The 20,269-nt window shown below is 70.9% G+C and carries 14 protein-coding genes; 3 read left to right on the top strand and 11 right to left on the bottom strand.

Annotated elements, in window-relative coordinates:
• Positions 1-502 precede the first annotated feature (502 nt).
• From AC6I0Y_RS02480 to nhaA, 3 genes are all read right to left on the bottom strand, one after another.
• Positions 503-3,253 carry a heavy metal translocating P-type ATPase gene (locus AC6I0Y_RS02480; RefSeq protein ID WP_497732864.1) on the bottom strand — a complete coding sequence of 917 codons (2,751 nt, stop codon included), beginning with the start codon at positions 3,251-3,253 and terminating at the stop codon, positions 503-505.
• Positions 3,254-3,264: 11 nt separating this feature from the next.
• Positions 3,265-3,630 (bottom strand): metal-sensing transcriptional repressor, encoded by a 366-nt coding sequence (locus AC6I0Y_RS02475; RefSeq protein WP_160710122.1) that lies wholly within the window; start codon positions 3,628-3,630, stop codon positions 3,265-3,267.
• Positions 3,631-4,972: 1,342 nt separating this feature from the next.
• A complete protein-coding gene (gene nhaA, locus AC6I0Y_RS02470) occupies positions 4,973-6,706 on the bottom strand; it encodes a Na+/H+ antiporter NhaA (RefSeq protein WP_497732861.1) in 1,734 nt (577 codons plus the stop codon).
• A 400-nt stretch (positions 6,707-7,106) separates the two neighbouring features.
• Between nhaA and hpf the strand changes: the two genes are divergently transcribed.
• Both hpf and AC6I0Y_RS02460 read left to right on the top strand, forming a co-directional pair.
• The gene (gene hpf, locus AC6I0Y_RS02465; protein WP_160709993.1) at positions 7,107-7,691 is read left to right on the top strand and encodes a ribosome hibernation-promoting factor, HPF/YfiA family; all 585 of its coding nucleotides are present in this window, start codon (positions 7,107-7,109) and stop codon (positions 7,689-7,691) included.
• A gap of 3 nt (positions 7,692-7,694) precedes the next feature.
• Positions 7,695-7,913: an acyl carrier protein gene (locus tag AC6I0Y_RS02460; protein WP_160709992.1), complete on the top strand. Its 219-nt coding sequence runs from the start codon at positions 7,695-7,697 to the stop codon at positions 7,911-7,913.
• Between the two features lie 117 nt (positions 7,914-8,030).
• On the opposite strand, the gene AC6I0Y_RS02455 is transcribed toward AC6I0Y_RS02460, so the two are convergent.
• From AC6I0Y_RS02455 to AC6I0Y_RS02425, 7 genes are all read right to left on the bottom strand, one after another.
• Entirely contained in the window at positions 8,031-9,539 is a 1,509-nt protein-coding gene (locus AC6I0Y_RS02455; protein ID WP_497732859.1) for an FtsX-like permease family protein, read from the bottom strand.
• Positions 9,540-9,544: 5 nt separating this feature from the next.
• Positions 9,545-10,225 carry an ABC transporter ATP-binding protein gene (locus AC6I0Y_RS02450; RefSeq protein WP_497732858.1) on the bottom strand — a complete coding sequence of 227 codons (681 nt, stop codon included), beginning with the start codon at positions 10,223-10,225 and terminating at the stop codon, positions 9,545-9,547.
• A gap of 47 nt (positions 10,226-10,272) precedes the next feature.
• On the bottom strand, positions 10,273-11,301 hold the full coding sequence (locus AC6I0Y_RS02445; protein ID WP_497732857.1) for a sensor histidine kinase: 1,029 nt from the start codon (positions 11,299-11,301) through the stop codon (positions 10,273-10,275).
• Positions 11,298-11,969: a response regulator transcription factor gene (locus AC6I0Y_RS02440; protein WP_497732856.1), complete on the bottom strand. Its 672-nt coding sequence runs from the start codon at positions 11,967-11,969 to the stop codon at positions 11,298-11,300. Before AC6I0Y_RS02440 ends, AC6I0Y_RS02445 begins: the two co-directional genes overlap by 4 nt.
• A gap of 134 nt (positions 11,970-12,103) precedes the next feature.
• Positions 12,104-14,356, bottom strand: a complete 2,253-nt coding sequence (locus AC6I0Y_RS02435) for a bifunctional folylpolyglutamate synthase/dihydrofolate synthase (protein WP_497732855.1) — start codon at positions 14,354-14,356, stop codon at positions 12,104-12,106.
• Between the two features lie 244 nt (positions 14,357-14,600).
• Positions 14,601-16,358, bottom strand: coding sequence for an FAD-dependent oxidoreductase (locus tag AC6I0Y_RS02430; RefSeq protein ID WP_497732854.1), 1,758 nt, complete (start codon positions 16,356-16,358; stop codon positions 14,601-14,603).
• 3 nt (positions 16,359-16,361) lie between these two features.
• On the bottom strand, positions 16,362-17,441 hold the full coding sequence (locus tag AC6I0Y_RS02425; RefSeq protein WP_236643509.1) for a sulfide/dihydroorotate dehydrogenase-like FAD/NAD-binding protein: 1,080 nt from the start codon (positions 17,439-17,441) through the stop codon (positions 16,362-16,364).
• Positions 17,442-17,737: 296 nt separating this feature from the next.
• Here AC6I0Y_RS02425 and AC6I0Y_RS02420 point away from each other — a divergent pair, with 296 nt between their 5' ends.
• Positions 17,738-18,661 (top strand): magnesium transporter CorA family protein, encoded by a 924-nt coding sequence (locus AC6I0Y_RS02420; protein WP_160710314.1) that lies wholly within the window; start codon positions 17,738-17,740, stop codon positions 18,659-18,661.
• Between the two features lie 829 nt (positions 18,662-19,490).
• Here AC6I0Y_RS02420 and AC6I0Y_RS02415 read toward each other — a convergent pair.
• A complete protein-coding gene (locus AC6I0Y_RS02415; protein ID WP_497732853.1) occupies positions 19,491-20,090 on the bottom strand; it encodes a uracil-DNA glycosylase in 600 nt (199 codons plus the stop codon).
• Positions 20,091-20,269 lie beyond the last annotated feature (179 nt).

Here is a 20,269-nt window from a genome sequence, read left to right as displayed (position 1 = left end):
GCGCAGATGGAGGCAGCGGGGGTGGGCGCAGGGCAGGCGGAGCGCGCAGGGGGTGGGGCAGGCGCGGGCACGCGGGGCGGGAGAGGGGCTCGGCCGCCGACCGGCCGCCGACCGACGGATCGACGGGGCTCCTCCCGGATTCTGGCCAAAACCACCGCGCTTTACGCGCCCGGGCCGCCCGCGAGCGCCCTCCGGCCAATCGCGACCTGGGGAAACGCGCGCCGGGATGCGCCGCGAGCGCCCGAATCAGCGTAAAGCGCATCGTTTTTGGCCAACTTCTCCGGACTTTCCGACAGGGCAGGCTCGGCGCGCCCATTATCGCGGCAACGATCGCCACGGGAAGCCATGCCGACACACCGCGTCTCGGCACGAGGCGCCCGTCAGCGCACCTCGCCCAGCATCCGGCATGCCCGCCGCCGCGACGCGGCTTCACCCGCGCCTGCGCCCGCGCCCTTCTGCGTTCGCCAACGAGCGACGGACGGCGCGGGCGCGAGCGCCCCCCCTACTTGAACCGCTTGAGCAGCAGCGAGTTGCACACCACCGACACGCTCGAGAGGGCCATGGCCGCACCGGCGAGCGCGGGGGCCAGGATGCCCACGGCGGCCAGCGGGATCATGATGCAGTTGTAGATGAGCGCCCAGAACAGGTTCTGCTTGATCTTGCGCATGGTGGCGCGCGAGAGGCGCAGGGCGCACACCAGGTCGCTCAGGCGGTTGCGCATGAGCACCACCGAGCCGGCGTCGAGCGCCACATCGGTGCCAGACGCCAGGGCCACGCCCACGTCGGCGGCGGCGAGCGCCGGGGCGTCGTTGATGCCGTCGCCCACGAAGGCCACCACTGCTCGCCTCTCCGCGCCTGCGGCCCTGCGACCGTCAGCGGGGACTCGCTCGGCAGCAGCGCCACACTCCCCCGCCCCCGCGGCGCCCTTCACGTCGCGCACGCAGTCGGCCTTCTCCAGGGGCTTCACGCCGGCGAACACGTGATCGGGCGCGATGCCCACCTCGCGGGCGATGGCGCGGGCCGTCGGCGCAGCATCGCCGGTGACCAGGTAGGAAGTCACGCCGTAGCCCTCGCGCAGCTCGCGCAGGGTGGAGGCCGCATCGGGCTTCGGCTCATCGCGGAACTGGATGCGGCCCTTCGGCACGCCGTCGACGACCACCGCCGACCCGGTCCCCTCGCCGCCTTCCGCCGGCCTCACGCCGATGAACACCTCGTGGCCCTCCACCACGCCGCGCACGCCCTCGCCGACCACGGCCTCGAAGGACTCCGCAGCCGGCAGCTCGGCCACGTTCGCGTAGGCCACCACGGCGCGGGCCAGGGGGTGCTCGCTTCTCGCCTCCAGCGCCGCGGCCAGGCGCAGGGCGTCGGCGGGCACATCGCAGGCCACCACCGTCGGCTCGCCCGCCGTGAGCGTGCCGGTCTTGTCGAACACCGCCGCCGAAAGGCCCCCCAGGGTCTCGAGCACCGTGCCGTCCTTGATGAGCACACCGAGCTGGGCGCCCTTCCCCATGCCTACCGTGAGCGCCGTGGGCGTGGCCAGGCCGAGCGCGCAGGGGCACGCCACGCAGATGACGGCAATGGCGGGCATGAGCGACTGGGTGAGCAGCCCCGTGGGGCCGTCGGCAGGCGGCACGAACAGGAACCACACGGCGAACGTGAGGGCCGCGATGAGCAGGATGGCCGGCACGAACACCGCGGCGATGCGATCGGCGATGCGCTGGATGGGCGCCTTGGTGCCCTGGGCGTCTTCCACCGCGCGCACGATACGGGCGAGCGTGGAGTCGGCGCCCACGCGCAGGGCGCGCACCGTCACCGATCCCGTGGTGTTCTGGGTACCGCCGGTCACGGCGTCGCCCGCGGCCTTCACCACCGGCAGCGTCTCGCCGGTGAGCATGGACTCGTCCACCTCGGTGGAGCCCTCGGTCACCACGCCGTCTACCGGCATCTTCTCGCCGGGGCGCACGAGCACCGTATCCCCCGCCACCACCTGGGCCAGCGGCACCTCGCGCTCCTCGCCGCCGCGCATCACGCGGGCCACAGGCGGCGTCAGATTCATCAGCGACTCGATGGCCTGGTTCGTGGCGCCCTTCGCGCGGCTTTCCAGCATCTTGCCTAAAAGCACGAAGGTGATGAGCATGGCGCAGGTCTCGAAATAGGGCATGCCGTCATTGATGACGAGTGCCTCATGGCTCGACCAGTCACCGCGCACCACAGGAAGAAACGTAATCCACAGCGAGAACAGGAACGCGATGGAGGTGCCCAGGGCCACGAGCACGTCCATGTTCGCCGAGCCGCCTTTAAGCGAGCCCCAGGCGCCCTGGTAGAAACGCGCGCCGCAGCAGAACTGCACGGGAATAGTCAGCGCCAGCAGCAGAAGGTTTGCCGCGAACATGGCCTGAACGTGCGTGGGGTCGGGCGCGAACACCCCCGCGAGTGCGGCGCCCACCCCCATGTGCCAACCGGGGATCATGCCGATGGCGACGATGGCCACGGTGAGCGCGGCCGCCACGGCGAACACCCCGCGGTCGCGCTTGGCGCGGGCCGCCTCGCGGGCGCGGCGCCTCTCGTCCACGAGCGGCGCGTCCTCGGGAATGAGCTCGGCGGTGAAGGCGAGGCTGTCGAACACGGCGAGCAGGTCGTCCACGCTGGCCTGGGCCGGGTCGAACACCACGCGCCCGGTGTTGTTGGCCAGGTTGACGGCCACGTCGATCACGCCGGGGGTCTTGCGGTAGTGGCTCTCGATAGAGGCGGCGCAGTTCGCGCAGTGCATGCCCTCGATGGCCAGGCGGATGGCGGCCTGGGCGGGCTCGTCGGCCTTGTCGGCAGGCGCGTCGGCCGACCCGGTGGCGTCCTCCCCCGCGTCCGGCGCGGCCGGCGAGCCTGCGGCAGCTGGCGCTGACGCGCCCGAGGGGGTCGCAGGCACGCCCGATGCCGCCGTATCCGGGTTCGCGGTCTCCGCCATCGTGGCCTCCGCCGCCTTCGCCTCCTTCTCAGCCGCGTCGGCGGCGATCTCCGCCGCGAAGGGATGGGGGCCCTCGACGGGCATGACGGCCACCTTGAAGGTGGTGTCGTCAAGGGCGTGCAGCAGGTCGTCTCGGGTCGCTCGATCCGGATCGTAGGTCACCTCGGCGACCTGGGCAGCCAAGTCTACCGCCACCGCCGTCACGCCGGGCAGCTCCTCGTAGTGCCGCGTCACGTTCGCCACGCACTTCTCGCAGTGCATGACGGCCACGGCCAAGCGCTGGGTCTTCATGGGCGTCTCCCCTACTTCGAGAAGCGCCGCATGAGCGCCATCACTTCGTCGACCACCTCATCGTTGCCCGCGCGGATCTCCTCCACCACGCAGGTGCGCATATGCTCGGCCAGGAGCATCTCCGACACCCGGCGCACCGCCGACTCGGCCGCGGCCAGCTGGGTGAGCACCTCGCCGCAGTAGCGGTTGTCCTCCACCATGGCCTTCACGCCGTTGAGCTGGCCGATGGCGCGGTTCAGGCGTTTCTGCACGTCAAGCTGCAACTCTGCGCTGCGCGGCGTGGCCTTGTGCCGGCACGCGCATCCCTCATCCGCCGCGGCGGCACCGGGGCCGCCTTCGGCTATGGCGGCTGGTGCCGCGTCCTTCTCGACTTCCATGGAACCTCCCTCTCGCTTCTGGGGATATACCCCCTTAGGGTATTTTCGCTCCATTTTATACCCCTGGGGGGTATTGTCAAGAAAGCGGAGAATCGTCGTAGAGATGTTTCACGTGAAACATTCGTACGCATGGCGAAGCCGGACGGCGCCCTGCGCCAACCGGCGCCCGCACGCACCCTCGCGCGCCCGGAGCGCCGAAGGCCCCGGAGCGCCGGGCGTCCGGGCCCAAAACCAGTCTCGCGCCCGCCCCCCCTCGCGACCGCTGGCGCGCCCAGGCGCCGACTCTCGCCCGTCCCGCGCGTGCCCTCGCGCGCCCCACGCCTGCATGTACCACGCCTCCGCGCGGCACCACGCGCCGCACCCCGGCTCGCGGCCGCCGCACACGCGGCCAGCCCCCGCCCGCGCTCTCTCGCGCGCCCCGCGGCCCCACGCATCACGTCCCCGCGTAACCCCACATGCCGCGCCCCGGCTCTCGCGCGCCGCACGCCTGCATGTACCACGCCTCCGCGCGGCGCCACACGCCCCGCAGCCCTGCTGCGCCCGCTTTCGCACCCCGCCGGGTTCTCGCCGCCCCATCGCCTGTCGACCCCCGCCTCTCCACCACGCCCACCTCAGCTCACCATCGCACTACGCCACTCCCGCTGCACCCTCACGCTAGCACAATGTTTCACGTGAAACATTCGTACGTATGGCGAAGCCAGCCGGCGCCCGCACGCACCCTCGCGCGCCCGGAGCGTCGAAGGCCCCGGAGCGCCGGGCGTTCGGGCTCAAAGCCAGTCTCGCGCCCGCCCCCCCTCGCGACCGCTGGCGCGCCCAACGCCTCCACGCGATGCCACGCGCCGCACCCCGGCTCGCGGCCGCCGCACACGCGGCCGGCCCCCGCCCGCGCTCTCTCACGCGCCCCGTGGCCCCACGCATCACGTCCCCGCGTAACCCCACATGCCGCGCCCCGGCTCTCGCGCGCCGCACGCCGCCAGCCCTCACGCGCCGCGCGCCCCACATCCGCACACACCACGCCTCCGCGCGGCGCCACGCGCCTCGCACCCGCGCCCAAGCGCCCTCGCTCCGGCACCCTCCCCCGCACATATCCCCACATCGGCGCACACCACGTACCCGCGCGTATCTCTCCCGATCTCCCCGGTCTCCCCACCGCGCTCCCCTCATCGTGCCCCCCCATCGCCCCCCCCCGACCGCGCGCCCTCCCATCGCGCCCTCGTGCTGCCACCACGTGTTTCACGTGAAACATTCGTTTGCCCCACGAGCCGCTCAGCACGCCGGACAAAAAAACGACGCCCGGGCGGGTCGGCCCGGGCGTCGTGCGTCAGCACCTGTTGGGAGACGTCTAGCGGCTGCCGCCGGAGGTGCCGGCAACGTCGCGCTCCTCACGGCAGAGGGCCTCGTCACGCAGTGCGACCGCAGCCGCAGCCTCGGCCTCGGAGATCTGCGGATCCGCGGTGTCGCCCCCGTCCTCGCGCGGCAGCTCCACGACGATCTCGGCGACGCCCTGACCGCCCTGGAGGCGCGCCTCCAGCTCGCGCTCGAGCTCCTCGTCGTCGAGCGCGGCCAGCAGTTCCTCGCCCGCGCGATCGACCTCGACGCTGGCCGTCTGGGGATGCAGGTCGTCGCTGTAGGCGGTCACGTAGGCCACGCCGCGGGCCTCGGCGGCCTTCGCCTGGCCCAGCAGGAACAGAAAGCCCACCACGCCGGCCACCAGCGACGCCGCCAGGATGCCGAGCTTCGCCTCGGACACCATGATGGCCTCGGGAAACGCCAGGTTGGCCACGAAGATGGCCATGGTGAACCCAACGCCGCCCAGGATGGCCGCGCCCAGCATGTGCTTCCAGTTGACGTTCTGCGGCAGGCTGGCCACCTTCAGCTTCACGGTGACGAAGCTGAACAGCATGATGCCGATGGGCTTGCCGAGCACCAGGCCGAAGAACACGCCGAGCAGCACCGGGCTCGACAGCATGGCGCCCAGATCGCCCGAGATGGCCACGTCGGCGTTGGTCAGCGCGAACAGCGGCAGCACGCCGAAGTACACCCACGGGTACAGCTTGTGCTCGAGGCGCGTGGCCGGCGGGATGACCTGCCGCGCGACCTGCGAGAGGTTGCTCACCGTCTTCATGTACTCGTCCTGGGCGATGACCGGCGTATCCGGCTCGAACACCTTGCGCGCCTTCTGCACCTCATCATCCGACCACTGGAGGAAGCTGCGCAGGTTCACGCGCGAGCCAGACGGGATGGAGAACGCCAGCAGCACGCCGGCGATGGTGGAGTGCACGCCCGACATGAACACGCAGAACCACAGCATCACGCCCACGGCAAGGTAGGGGAACAGCGAGTACACGTGCGCGCGGTTCATCACCATGAGCAGCGCGAACACCGCCGCCGCGGCCGCCAGCCACAGAAGGGACGGGCTCTGGCCGTAGAAGATGGCGATGACGAGGATGGCGATGATGTCGTCGGCCACGGCCAGCGTGGACAGGAACACGCGCACGCCGTTGGGCACGCGGTTGCCCAAAAGCGCCATGATGCCGAGCGCGAAGGCGATGTCGGTGGCCGTGGGGACGCCCCAGCCGTGGGCCGTCTCGGGGTTGCCGCCGTTGAACAGCGAGTACAGCACGATGGGCATGAGCACGCCGCCGACCGCGGCGATGATGGGCAGCGCCGCCTGGCGGATGTTCGTCAGCTCGCCGACGGTCATCTCGTACTTGATCTCCAAGCCCACGAGCAGGAAGAACACGGCCATGAAGATGTCGTTGATGACGTGCGCCATGGACATCTCGCCCACCACCGGGCCAATGCCCACCACCACGGGCATGTGCCAGAACTCGAGGAACGCCTCGTGGGCTCCGGTGTTGGCCACGATGAGCGCCACCACGGCGGCCACGAGCATGGCGCCGGCGGCCTTGGTGGAGGAGTGCGTGAGGTGAATGAGCTTGCGGTAGCGCCGCTGATGGCCCTGGACCTCGCGGATGAAGAGGGCCTGGGAGACCGCCGCCTCGTCCGTCCGCGCATCCGCGTCGCCCGGCGCCTGGGTCACCTTCTCGTCCTGTTCCTTGTTCGTGCGTTCCATGGGATACCTCGCATGCTCAGCCGCGTGAGAACCTCGTTCAAGCGCCTTATTATCCCCCAATTCGCGCCGCGTGCCTACCGGCGGGCAACCTCCGTAAAAACCTCGTAACACCCCGGATCACGCCCGCCTGCCGCCGCCTCTCGCCGCCCTTCCCCGCAGCGGCGCGCAGCAGCGGCCGCGTCATGGAAACGTTTTTCTTCTCCCCCTATTCTGGTCGGCAGAGAATCCGGTTTTGCGCTATGCTTGAATCACAGCTTGACGAAAGGGGCCGCCGCCGACGGATCGACCTTTGAGGACAGAAACGTGCCACGCAGCGCTTTCTCCCAGAAGACGACGCCGACACGCGAACCGCCCTTTCATCAGCTGTTTTTTATTCGCTTCGAGCAAAGAGGTGAACGCTATGAGCATTACCGTCACCAGCCGCAAGATGCCCATCACCGACGCGCTGCGCCAGTATGCCGAGGAGAAGGTCGGCAACGCCCTGAAGGCCATCGACGCCGACCCCATCTCCTGCGAGGTCGTGCTGATGAAGGAGAAGAACCCGGCGAACCCGCTGCCGTCCATCTGCGAGGTCACCGTGCGCATCAAGGGCCATATCGTTCGCGTCGAGGAGAACGAAGAGGACATGTACGCGGCCATCGACGTGGCGGCTGCCAAGATCGCGCGCCAGATCCGCAAGTACAAGACCCGCATCATCGACAAGAAGGTGCGCGCCACCGAGAAGATCGTCGACTACGCGCATGAGGACGCGCGCCCCGAGGGCGAGCTCGACCTGGACAAGCTCATGGACGAGCTGGCAGGCGAGGAGGTCGTCCGCCGCAAGGAGACCGAGTTCACGCCCATGACCGAGGAAGAGGCCCTCGTGCAGATCGACCTGCTCGGGCACGACTTCTTCGCCTACACTGATCGCGACACGAATCTCGTCAACGTGCTGTACCGCCGCGATGACGGCGGCTACGGCCTGCTGAAGCAGAAGGAGAACTAGGCAATGGCGACCATCGACACCGTCCGCGACATCCTGCAGCGCAACCTCGAGATCGACCCGGCTGCGGTGACCGAGGAGTCCACGTTCGAGTCGCTCGGCATCGACTCGCTCGACATGGTCGAGCTGATCTGCGATCTCGAGGACGAGCTGGGCATCGACTTCGGCGAGCCCGAGGGGCTCACGACCACCGCCGACCTGGTGGCCTACATCGACGCGCTGTAACCCGGCGACGACGCGAAGAGGGGGCGTGCCCGCAGGCGCGCCCCCTTTTTTCATGCGCCTGCCCGCGCGCTCGCGGAGGGAGACGCGGAGCGCGCGGGCAGGCGCGCCCGCGCCGCCCTACGCGAGCGCGTCGTCCCTGAGCGCCTCCGCCAGATCGCCGCGAACGAGCCGCAGGGCCCCGAAGGCGTTGGCGGCGACCACCACCAGCGCCACGACGGCAACGTAGGACAGCAGCACGCCGTAGGGAAAGGCGGCGAGGAAGCCCCCGAGGGGCTGCCGTCCCAGCAGCGCCAGGGCCAGCGCCCCGGCGACCACGAGGGGCAGGGTCAGCGCCAGGGGCCGCGCCACGGTCAGCAGTCCCTCCACCCCGAGCATCTTGAAGACGCCTCCTGGCGTCATGCCGAGGGTGCGCAGGCGGGCGAACTCGCGCTTGCGCTGGTAGACGAAGCCCACGGCCTGCGTGACGACCCCCGCCACCCCGATGAGCGCCAAGATGCCGCAGAACCCGCCGACCACCGCCGCGTACCCGACCCACACCGCATCGGCGCGCACCCGGTCGGCATCCATGTCGACGAGGGAGAACTCCGCATGCCCTGCCGACTCGAGCGCCTCCTCGGCAGCTGCCCACAGCGACGGCTCCGCTCCGGCGCGGGCCTTGAGGTAGAGGCGCATGCCGGCGTCGGACTTGTCCACCACCGCCTCCTCGGCCTGGGCGGCAAGCCCGCGTGCGACCTCCTCCAGCTCCGCGGCGGAGGCGTCCGGCACGTCCACGACCAGGTCCCAGGCAATTCCGTAGCGCTCGTAGTAGGTCTGGCCCACGCTCATGCGCGAGACCGTCATGAACGAGAGGAAGAGCCCCAGCGCGAGAAACGCCAGCCCGATGGCCAAAGACGCCGAGCGCAGGGCGCCCCGGCGCTGCCGCAGGGATCCGCTGGCCAGCTCCCCTTCCACCCCGAAGAGGCGCGCGATGAGCCCGGCACGCCCCGGGCGGGCGGGAGCGGCCTCGGGCGCGCCGGCCACCGCGGCAAGGGGGCTCGTCCGCGCGAGCTTGCGGGCGGGAATCCCAGCCGACACCGTCACCGTGAGCAGCACGAGCGCCGCCACGGCCAGCAGCAGGAGCGGCGAGCAGCGGAAGGCGGCCAGTCCCCCCGATCCGACGCCGGCTTGCCGAGCGGCCTCGATGGCCGCGTTGATGAAGACGCCCGCGGCCAGCGTCCCCAAGGCGATGCCGATGGCTGCGGGCGCCATGCTCAGGACGAGCGCCTCGCGCAGCAGCAGCGACCGCATCTGCCGCGGCGTCGCGCCTACGGTCGCGAGCAGCCCCAGCTGGTGCACGCGGTTCTGCATAGACGCCAGGAAGGCGTTGCGGATGATGAGCACCAAGGCGACGCAGGCCAGCGCGAGCACCACCAGGTAGAGCATGCTCGACACGAGCAGCTCCCCGCCCAGGCGCTCGGCCAGCGATGCGCCCTCCGCCGCCATGCGCGCCGCCGCATCCTCCCAGAAGCCGTAGAGCACGCCGGACAGGAGCGCCAGCAAAAACGAGCTCACGCCCACCGTCGCCATGATGGTCGCGCTCGACGCGCGGTTGCCCCGCACGAAGTCGAGCAGAGAAAGGCTGCCCACCGCGCTCACCGACGCCTCTGGTCGAGGACCACGAGCCCGTCTTCCACAGCCAGCACCCTATCGGCCTCCTGGGCGACGCGCTCGTCGTGGGTGATGATGACGGTGGTTTGGTTGAAGCGACGGTTCGCCAGCCTCAGCACATCGACGATCTCGCACGAGGTGCGGCGGTCGAGGTTGCCCGTGGGCTCATCGGCCAGAAGGAGCATGGGACGGTAGATGAGCGACCGTGCGATGGCGACGCGCTGCTGCTGGCCGCCGGAGAGCTGGTGCGGCAGGGCGTCGAGCCGCCCTGCGATGCCCAGGGCCTCCGTGATCTCGGCGAAGAACTGCGGATCGACCTCACGCCTGTCCAGGAGCAGCGGCATCTGGATGTTACGCGCCACCGTGGCCGTGGGAATGAGGTTGAAGAACTGGTAGATGAGCCCCACCTTGCGGCGGCGGAACAGCGCCGACTGCGTCGCGTCGAGCCGCGAGATGTCCTCGCCGTCCACCAGCACCGTGCCGGCGGTGGGCGTGTCGATGCCGCCGAGCAGATGGAGGAGGGTCGACTTGCCGGAGCCTGACGCCCCCACGATGGCCACGAACTCCCCCGGCTCGATCGCCAGGCTCACGCCCCTCAGGGCGTGGACGGCGGTATCCCCGCTTCCATAGGTCTTCTCGACCCCGATGCACTCCGCTATGGGCATGGCTGCTCCTTCTCCGTCCTCGGGCGGCTGGTCTGCTCCCTTCCAGGTTAGGGAGCCAAAGTGACATCTGGGTGACCGTAGAGCCGAATCTCGAAGCAGGCGCCGCCGGCGGCAGGGCGCCGCGCCCGGATGCTCGCATCCTGCCGTTCCAGGAGCTCCCGCGCAAACGAGAGCCCCAGGCCCGTGCCCGCGCTCGCGCGGAGGGCGGTGGCGGGAAGCGCTCCTGCGGCAGCGCGTGCATCCGCGGCGGCGTGCCGCGTGCCGGTGTAGAAGCGCTCGAACAGCCGTGCCTCCTCCCCCGGGGCGAAGCCGGGCCCCTCGTCGGAGATGAGCACCTCCACGTAGAGCGGGCCCGCCTCATACTCCACGCGCACCGATGAGCCAGCAGGCGCATGCTCGACGCAGTTCTTCATGACGTTCATAAGCGCCTCGCACGCCCAGTGGCCGTCGACGAGCACCTCGGCGGAGTCCTCGGCGGGGTCACACCTCATGGCATCGTCGCACCCGGCGGGGTCACACCTGATGACATCAATGGAGACGCCTGCAACGGCGGCGTAGTCGCCCAGGCTCTCGGCCGCCTGGCACAGCAGCGTGTACACGTCCTGGCGGTCGGGACGCATCTCCAAGACGCCGGCGTCCAGTTTCGCCATGAGCAGAAGATCGCCCTGCAGGCGATCCAGCCGCTCCGCCTGCCGGATGATGGCCTGAGCCGCATGGCGATCCTCGTCGGCGTCGCACCCGTCGATGCGCCGAGCGGCCAGGGCTATGGCCGAAAGCGGGGTCTTGACCTGATGGGCGATGGAGGCCAGGTTGCGGGCGAACCCGTCCTTGGCCGCGACGGCCTCGGCACGGGTGCGCTCAAGCGCCATCACGGTCTTGCCCATCTCGTCTTGGAGCCGGGAGAGGTCGTCCTCCCCCGTGGGCGTGAGCGCCTTCGCCCGGCCCAGGGCGGCGCTTTCCAGGTAATCCGTGAGCTGCGCGACCCGCGCCGAGCGCCGGCGCCGCGCACGCGCGCAGCCCGCTGCGACAAGAGCGCCGCCCGCGGCCATCCCCAGGAGAAACGCGAGCGCGGTCATCGCGGCTCCTCCATGCGGTAGCCGAAGCTGCGGACGGTCTTGAGGCAGTCGGCGGGGGCAAGCTTCGCGCGCAGCCGCTTGACCGTCACGGTGAGGGCGTTATCGCTCACCGGGCGGCCGTCCTCCCACGCACGGTCGCGCAGGGCCTCGCGGGAGACGAGGCGCCCCTTGCGCTCCATAAGCAGCGACAGGATGCGGTACTCCAGCGGCGCCAGCTCGACCGGCGCGCCCCCAACGCTCACGCGGTGCCGCTCGCCGTCAAGCGTCACGTCGCCACAGGTGAGCGTCGTCGTGCCTGCCGGCGACCGCCTGAGGAGCGCCTCGATGCGACCGAGCAGCACGTCGGGATGGAAGGGCTTGGTCACGTAGTCGTCCGCGCCAGCCCGCAGTCCCGCCACGATGTCGGACGGCTCGTCGCGCACGGTGACCATCATGACGGGCAGCGCCTCGTCGTGGCGGCGCACCCAGCGGCAGACCGACGGCCCGGCATCGTCGGGAAGGTTCCAGTCGATGAGGAGCGCATCAGGCGACTCCGCGGGGAAGGCGTTGCGCACCGCCAGCCCGCTGGGGAAAGGCCGTGCGCGATACCCCGCGTCCTCCAAGAGCGCGACCACGTAGCGCGCGATGTCCTCGTCGTCTTCCACATACCATATGACCCGCTGCCGCATCGGCTCCGCCCCTCTCGCCCGCGCGCGCCTGCCCCCCTCTCGCCCGCCAGGGCGGCATGAGGGTGGCAGGCGCTCTCCTGCTTCAAAAGTAGCCCGTTTCCGCACCGGGGGCAACCTCGCGGGCAGATGAGCCGTCAGAGGGCGCGCTTGAGGTCGGCGATGGCATAGAGGGTGCCGAAAGCAACGACGATGCCGTCAGCGCCGGCCGCAGAGCGCCCCCGGCGAAGGGCCGCCGCCGCATTGGAAACCGCCTCGATGACGGGCGAGGACGCGAGGACGGGAGCGGGGATCGCCGCAGGCGCGGGGGCGGGGATCGCCGCAGGCGCGGGGGCGGGAGCGGGCACCGCCGCAGGCGCGGGGGGCGCGTCGGGGGCGGGGGCAGAAGTCGCAGGGGACGCATCAGGAGCGGGGGCGGAAGTCGCCGCAGTCGCGGAGTCGGAGGCGGGGGCGGGGACGGCAGGAGCGGGCACCGCCGCAGTCGTGGGGGCCACGGCAACGGCAGCGGCAGCGGGCGCGGCGAGCGCGGAAGCCGTGGCGCGTACTGCAGCGGCGAGGTCGGCGGCGGCGAGCGCACGGGGGCTATCGGGCGTGTAGCAGACGAAGGCGTCCGCCAGCGGAGCGACCGCCTCGATCATGGCCGTGTAGTCCTTGTCCGCCAGCACTCCCATGACGAGGACGACATTTCTATGACCTTTTTCGTCACCATAAGGAAGCATTGGCGCGGGGGCACCCGCGAGGACAATCGCATCGCAGGCGCCGGGCACGGGGGGTGAGGCCGGCTCGCCAGGCACCGGGGCAGCCGCGGGAACGAACGAGCCGAGCGGGGCGGAGGCGCCGAGCGGGGCGGTCGCGCCGCAGGCAGCGCGGGCGCTGCAATCACCGAGAGCGTCGGGAGCGCCGAGCGGGGCGGTCGCACCGCAAGCGCGAGGAGCGAGGGGCACGTCCGGCTCGCCAGACGCAGCGGAGCCGGAGGCACCGCGCCCGAGAGCCGCCAACAGGTCGGCGAGAGAATCTGCGAGCGCCTGCGCTCCTTGCGGATTGTGCCCCCCGTCGATGATGGTGAGGGGGCGCGCAGCCACCACCTCAAAGCGCCCTGGCCAACGCGCAGCGGCGACGCCCTCCCGCACAGCCTCCGGCGGGATGCGCCAACCGCGCTCGCGTAGCAATCGGAGCGCCTCGATGGCCAGCGCCGCGTTAGCTGGCTGGTAACTGCCCAAGAGCGCCGTCACGTAGTCGACGCTCTCGTACGAAAAATGCCGTACGAATGTTTCACGTGAAACACTCTGGAGTTGACTCGAAGCGAAACACGCAGAATCGCCAGTCCCTTTGTCGCCCCTGCGCCCCTCGACTTCGCCTCCGTCGCCCATAGAGCAAACGAATGTTTCACGTGAAACATTTTCCATACGCTCAGCCCCATGCGCCCCACGCTCGCGGCAAACGCCCCGTCCGTCTTCCGAAGGCCAGGCGTTCTCGGAAAGACCGATGCCCCCCGGAGAGCAGGCGCCCTCCGAGGGGAGGACGCCCCCGAGGGGCCCGGCGCTCTCGAAGAGGGCCATCCCCGAGGAAAGGGCATCGCGCGACGCGCAGTCGCCTGCGAACGCGGAAGCATCCCACGAGGCGCGCGTACCTACGAAGAGGCAGCTGTCTGCGGGCACCGAAGCGCCGTCGTCCGCAGACGTGGGGGCGCTCCCCTTTCCTTGGTGCAACTTGAGGGGCTCTACCTGGAGCGATTCGAAGTTAGGTATAGATAACTCACAGCCACGGGCAGCGCAGGCCTCGCGAACGACGGCGAGGGCCTCGGGGGCCTGGGGCCAGCTGGCCACGGGGACGCCGGACTTGATGATGCCGCACTTCTCCCCCGCCACTGCCGCCAGAGTATCGCCGAGGAGCGCCGTGTGGTCGAGACCGATGCACGCGATGACGCAGACCTCGGGCGCATCGATGACGTTGGTCGAGTCGAGACGGCCGCCGAGCCCCACCTCCATCACGACGATATCGCAGCCGACGGCACGGAAGTGCACGAGCGCCACGGCGCACATGAGCTCGAACTCGGTGGGATGATCGCCCGTCTCGCGCTCGAGCGCCTCGGCCTGCTCGCGCACGAGCAGGGTGGCGCGCGCGAGGTCGTCGCGAGAAATGTCGGAGCCGTTCACGCGGATACGCTCTTCGAAACGCAGAATGAAGGGGCTCGTGAACAGGCCCGTCCGATAGCCCGCGGCCTGGAGCACGGCTGCCAGGTAGGCGCACGTCGAGCCCTTGCCGTTGGTGCCGGCCACGTGCACAAAGCGCAGCGCATCTTGAGGACGGCCCAGCCGGTCGAGCAGCGCGCGAATGCGCTCAAGCCCCAACCGCGAGGCCTGCCAGCGCGGCGTGTTGATGTACGCCACCGGATCGAACGCGTCAACGGAGTCCGACGCCGCCCGCGCCCGCGCGCCCGCGGCCCCCGGCGCCTCACACGCTTGCGCGCCCGCGGCCTCCGACCCTTCGCGAACGTGAGCGCCCGCGGCCCCCGACACCGCCCAAGCCCGCGAGCCCGCGCCCCCCGGCGTCTCCCGCACCTGCGAGCCCCCGGCTTCCGGCGTCTCACGGGCCTTCTCGCCCCGCTCTCCCTGCGTCTCCCGCATTCGCACGCTAGGCCTTCGCAGCCTCGATCAGCGCGGCGGCCGCGGCGCGGGCGGCCACATCAGGGGCGATGCCGGCAGCCACGAGGGCGGCGGCCAGGGCGGCCTGCTCGTCGGCGGCTGCCGCGTCGTCGGGCGCCACGTCGGCGGGCTCGTCCTCCACGGCCGCCTCGGCCGCGAGCGCCTCCTCCGCCTCGGCGCGTTCCTCGCCGGCGGTCTGGGCCGCGAGCGCGCCGATTGCGGGGCCTTCGGGGTTCAGGTACGCCGCGATGCCCGCAGCCGCGCGCTTGCCGGCGCCCATGGCCAGGATGACCGTAGCCGCGCCCGACACCGCATCGCCGCCGGCGAAGACGCCCGGCACCGAGGTGGCGCCCGTCTCCTCGTCCACCACGATGAGGTTGCGCGGCGTCGTCTCCAGCCCCGGCGTCGTCTGCGCGATGAGCGGGTTGGTCCGGTTGCCGATGGAGATCACGAACATGTCGCAGCCGATGACGTGGTTCGACCCCTCCACCTCGTGCGGGCGCCGCCGCCCGCTCTCGTCGGGCTCGCCCAGCTCCATGGAGACCACCTCCACGCCCGTGAGCCAGCCCGCGTCATCGCCGATCAGGCGCACGGGATTGTTGAGCGTGGCAAACCGCACGCCCTCCTCCTCCGCGTGGCGGATCTCCTCCAGGCGGGCCGGCATCTCCTCGCGGCTGCGCCGGTAGACCACCGTCACGTCGGCGCCGAGGCGCTTGGCCGTGCGCGCGGCGTCCATGGCCACGTTGCCGCCGCCCACCACCACGCAGCGCTGGCCGGCGAAGACGGGCGTCTCGTACTCGGGGAACTCGTAGGCGCGCATGAGGTTCACGCGCGTGAGCAGCTCGTTGGCCACGCACACGCCGTTGAGGCCCTCGCCCTCGATGCCCAGGTAGCTGGGAAGCCCGGCGCCCGTGGCCACGAACACGGCGTCGAAGCCGCGCTCGCTCCTAAGCTCCTCGATGTCGAAGATCTTGCCCACCACGGTATTGACCTCAAACGTCACGCCCAGCTTCTCGATGGCGGCCACCTCGCGCGCCACGAGCGCCTTGGGCAGGCGGAACTCGGGGATGCCGTAGGTGAGCACGCCGCCGACGGCGTGGAGCGCCTCGAACACCGTGACCGACGCGCCGTACTTGGCCAGCTCGCCGGCGCAGGTGAGCGACGCAGGCCCTGACCCCACGACGGCCACGCGGAACGCGGAGAGGTCGGTTCCCGGCGGGATGACGGGCACGGCCTTGCCGCCGAGCGGGGTGATCTCCTCGTCAGCCGCGGCGGCCCCGTCCGGATGCGCGAGGGCGGCGGCGCGGGCGGCGCGGCGCTCGGCCAGGGCACGGGCGGCCTCTTCCGGGTGCTCCTCCGCCCAATCGGCGATGAAGCGCTCGAGCCGGCCGATGCCCACGGCCTCGCCCTTGCGGCCGCGCATGCAGACGCCCTCGCACTGCGACTCCTGAGGACACACGCGCCCGCAGACGGCGGGCAGCGCGTTGGCGTCGCGCACCGCCGCGTAGGCGGCCGCGAAGTCGCGACGGGCGATGTGGCCGATGAACTCACGCACCGGCACGCCCACCGGGCAGCCCGCCACGCAGGGGCGCGAGTTGCACTGGATGCAGCGCCGCGCCTCGTTGACGGCGCGCTCGGCGTTGTAGCCGAGCGACACCTCCGCGAACGTGTGGGCGCGCTCGGCGGGGTCGAGCACGGGCATGGGCGTCTTGTAGCCCTGGCGGTTGTAGTTGACCATCTTCGCCATGGCCTACTCCCCCTTCCCGTCGTGGCCGAACCGATCGGCGCCGGTCTGCTCGGCCTCGGCGGCCGCAGCGGCGGCCTCGCGCGCGGCCTTGGCCTCCAGCGCGGCGCGCACCTTCGCCGCCTTCTCAGGCTCCATGGCGGCCAGCTGCGCCTCGGTGGCGGCATCGAGCGTGATGCGGCCCTTCGCCCCGCGACGAGCGCCGCCCTCCTCCGCCGCGCGCAGGCCGGCGGCCACGTCGCAGTCGCGGGCCTCGGACGCCAGGCGCTTGGCCATGGCCGTGCGCGCCGACCCCTCGTAGCCCTGGTACATGACGCCGCGGCGCATGGCGTCGTCGAAGTCCACCAGGTGCCCATCGAAATCCGGCCCGTCCACGCAGGCGTGCAGGTACTCGTCGCCCACCTTCACGCGACAGCCGCCGCACATGCCCGTGCCGTCGATCATGAGCGGGTTGAGCGACACGAGCGTGCGGATGCCGTAGGGCTCGGTGGTCTTGGCCACGAACTTCATCATGATGACCGGCCCCACGGCCAGCACCAGGTCGTAGCCGGCCCCCTCCTCGATCCACCGCTTGAGCGGCTCGGTCACCACGCCCTTGTTGCCGTTGGAGCCGTCATCGGTCATGACGATGGAGCGGCTGGCCACCGCCGCCACCTCATCCTCGAGCAGCACGAGGTCGGCGGTGCGAAAGCCGGTGATGACGTCCACCTCGCAGCCGTGCTCGTGCAGCCACTTGGCCTGCGGGTACGCGATGGCAGTGCCGAGGCCGCCGCCGATGACGCAGGCGCGGCGAGCGCCCTCGAGCTCGGTGGGGTTGCCGAGCGGCCCGACGAAGTCCCGCAGCGCATCACCCGCCTTGAGCGTGGCCAGGCGCATGGTGGTGGCGCCGACGGCCTGAAACACGATGGTGACGGTCCCCGCCTCGGGATCGCAGTCGTTCATGGTGAGCGGGATGCGCTCGCCCACCTCGTCGATGCGCAGCATGATGAACTGCCCCGGGCGAATCTTACGCGCGATGTCGGGCGCGCGAACGACCATGCGGGTCACCTCGTCGTTCAGCGCCTCGACGCTCTCGATTGGGTACATGCGGGCCCCTTCCCCATGGTTGAGACATCCCTCCGCGCCGGGCGACGGGCACCGGCCGAGGGAAGTGGCGCGACGGACGGCGCCCCCCTCGGCACGCCCGCCGCACCATCACGATGATCTGGGCGAATTATAGCGAAACCCCGCTGCCCGGCCCTGGTTTTGTAGCGAAAACGAGAAGTCCACGAACTGCCCACAGAACCGCGGCGCGCACGGCAGCGCGCCTATAATCGAGGTGACGGGGCGCTGCCGCCCAGGCGCCGGCGCAACGGGGGACGCACGATCAGAGAGGAGGCGCCGTGACCGTTCGCTACGAGCTGCGAGACAAGATGACCGAGGTCTCGGCCAAGGAGGCGCGACGTGCCGACGTTCCCGTGGTGGAGGCGATCTCCTCCGACGCCTTCCGCACGCTGCCCGGCATCGAGCGCGACGGGGCCGAGGCGCTCAAGTCCCTCGAGGCGTCCGAGACGAGCTACGTGGAGGTCTACCCCGGCTTCCTGGCCGGCTCCTTCGCCGTGCCCGACAAGGCCGACCCGACCGGCGATCCCCTCCTCTTCTCGTTCTACCTGGAGGAGAGGCACCTCATCTTCATCGAGGACGGCACCCTGGCCGAGAGCATCCTCGCCACCCTCGCCAAGAGCGGCGTCATGCGCACCATGGGCACCGCCCACTGCCTCTACCTGTTCTTCAAGACGCTGCTCATGGACGACCTGGCCTACCTGGGCCGGCTCGAGGACGCCATGGAGGACGCCGAGGAGGCGATGATCGAGCAGGGCGCCGACATCCCCACGAGCAAGATCATGGCCTACCGGCGCACCTCGTCGCGGCTGGGCACCTACTACCAGCAGGTGGCCGCCATGGCCACCATCATCGCCGATGACGAGAACAAGCTGATGGACCCCGAAGACGCGCGCGCCTTCACCCGCGTCTCCAACCTGGCCGACCGCCTGGTCAACCGTGCCGAGATCATCAAGGAGTACAGCGGCCAGCTCCATGAGCTGCACCAGACGCGCATCGACCTCAAGCAGAACTCCATCATGCAGACGTTCACCATCGTGACGGTGCTGTTCGCGCCGCTCACGCTGATCACCGGCTGGTTCGGGATGAACCTGACGGTGCTGCCCGGCGTGGACTGGCCCTGGATGGCCGCTGCCCTCGTCGCGCTGGCCGTGGTCACCACGAGCAGCTTCCTCGCCTACTTCCGCTGGAAACACTGGCTGTAGCGCCGCGCGCGGACGCGGCGGGCAGACGCCGGGGCGCCACCGCCACGTTTTCGGCCTCCGATGGCACTAATCGGCAGTTTGGTACGGTGCGCGACGCCAAGGTCGGCGTGCCGTCCGAAGCCGACCTGGGAAAACGCCGAGGACATGAGGGCGGCGACCGCCGAAACGCCCTACTGTGGCGCTGCCAACCGTACCAAACTGCCGTTTAGTGCCATTTCGGCGCGAAAAAGTGGCAGCGAGGGCGGGAGACCGGGTCGCGGGATCGGGGCGCAGGCCGCTGGGGCGAGCGCGAGGAGTCGGGATGCGGGACCGGGGCGCGGGGGTAGGACGCGGGGCCACGGGATCGGGCACAGGGGCCGGGGCGCGAGGCGCGAGGAGCCAGGATGCAGGGGCGGGACGCGCGAAGCCGGGGCGCGGGGGGAGGTAAGACGCGGGGCCACGGGATCGGGCACAGGGGCCGGGACGCGAGACGCGAGGAGCCAGGATGCAGGGGCGGGGCGCGGGGGGACGGGGCGCGCAGGGGCCGAAAAGCGCGGGGCGCGCAGGGGGCCGGGACGCGAGACGCGAGGGGGCGCAAGGGGCTGAAACGCACGGGGGGCGCGGGGCCGCGGGGGGGAGATGGCGCCGCTGCCGCGCTTCCTACTCGCGATGGCACAGATTTGCGATCTAGCAGGGCGCGACGCCGCCCTGGCGGCTAGCTCCGATCGTGAGAGTCTTCGCTCAGACGCGTTCTCCCAAGTCACGGCTTCCCGTCCTTCGCGATCCCGCTTTCACGCGCGCGAGCGACCCTGCCAAATCGCAAATCTTCGCCCTTTAGTGGCAGCGGACGCTACGGCGCGGGACTCGGCGCGGGTGCGGGCGCCGGCGGGCGGGTGCCCAGAAGCTCGCCTAAGGTGGCGAAATCGTTCTCGAGCGCCTCGCGCTTCTTGCCATCGTAGAGCGCAGCGGCCGGGTGGAAGATGGGAAACACCTTGAAGCGTCCCGCCTGCTGCAGCGTGCCGTGCAGGCGCGTGATGCCCACCTCGGTCTTGAGGATGAACTTGGTGGAGAAATTGCCCAGCGTGACGATGAACTCCGGGTCGATGGTACGCGTCTGCTCGCGGAGGAACGGGGTGCACAGCTCGATCTCCTCCGGACGCGGGTCGCGGTTGCCGGGCGGACGGCACTTGAGCACGTTGGCGATGAACACGTCGCCGCGCGTGAGACCGGCGATGCCCAGCAGCTCGTCGAGGTACTTGCCGGCCGCGCCTACGAACGGCTCGCCCTTGAGGTCCTCGTTCTTGCCCGGCGCCTCGCCCACGATGAGCACGCGCGCGGCAGGGTCGCCCACGCCGAAGACCGTCTGGGTGCGCCCGTCGGCAAGCGGGCAGCGGTGGCACGCGGCCACCTGGGCACGCAGCTCGTCAAGGGGGATGTGGGGCTTGGGCATGGGGCCCTCCTTTCGCAAGCGGCGCACGGCCGCAGACAGCTTTATCGCGAGGCGACGCATGACGGCCGCACGGGCCGACCGGCGCGACGCCCGGCGCAGCGCGGCGCGCCCCGGCACCCGACGCCGCAAGCGCCCGCCCTCGGCGCCCCGGCGTCCAGCGCGCGGACAGCACCGCCCGC

The organism is Adlercreutzia sp. St.1H8 (assembly GCF_059728655.1).
Note: the sequence above shows the minus strand (reverse complement) of the source record. Positions and strands in the feature narration are given on the sequence as shown.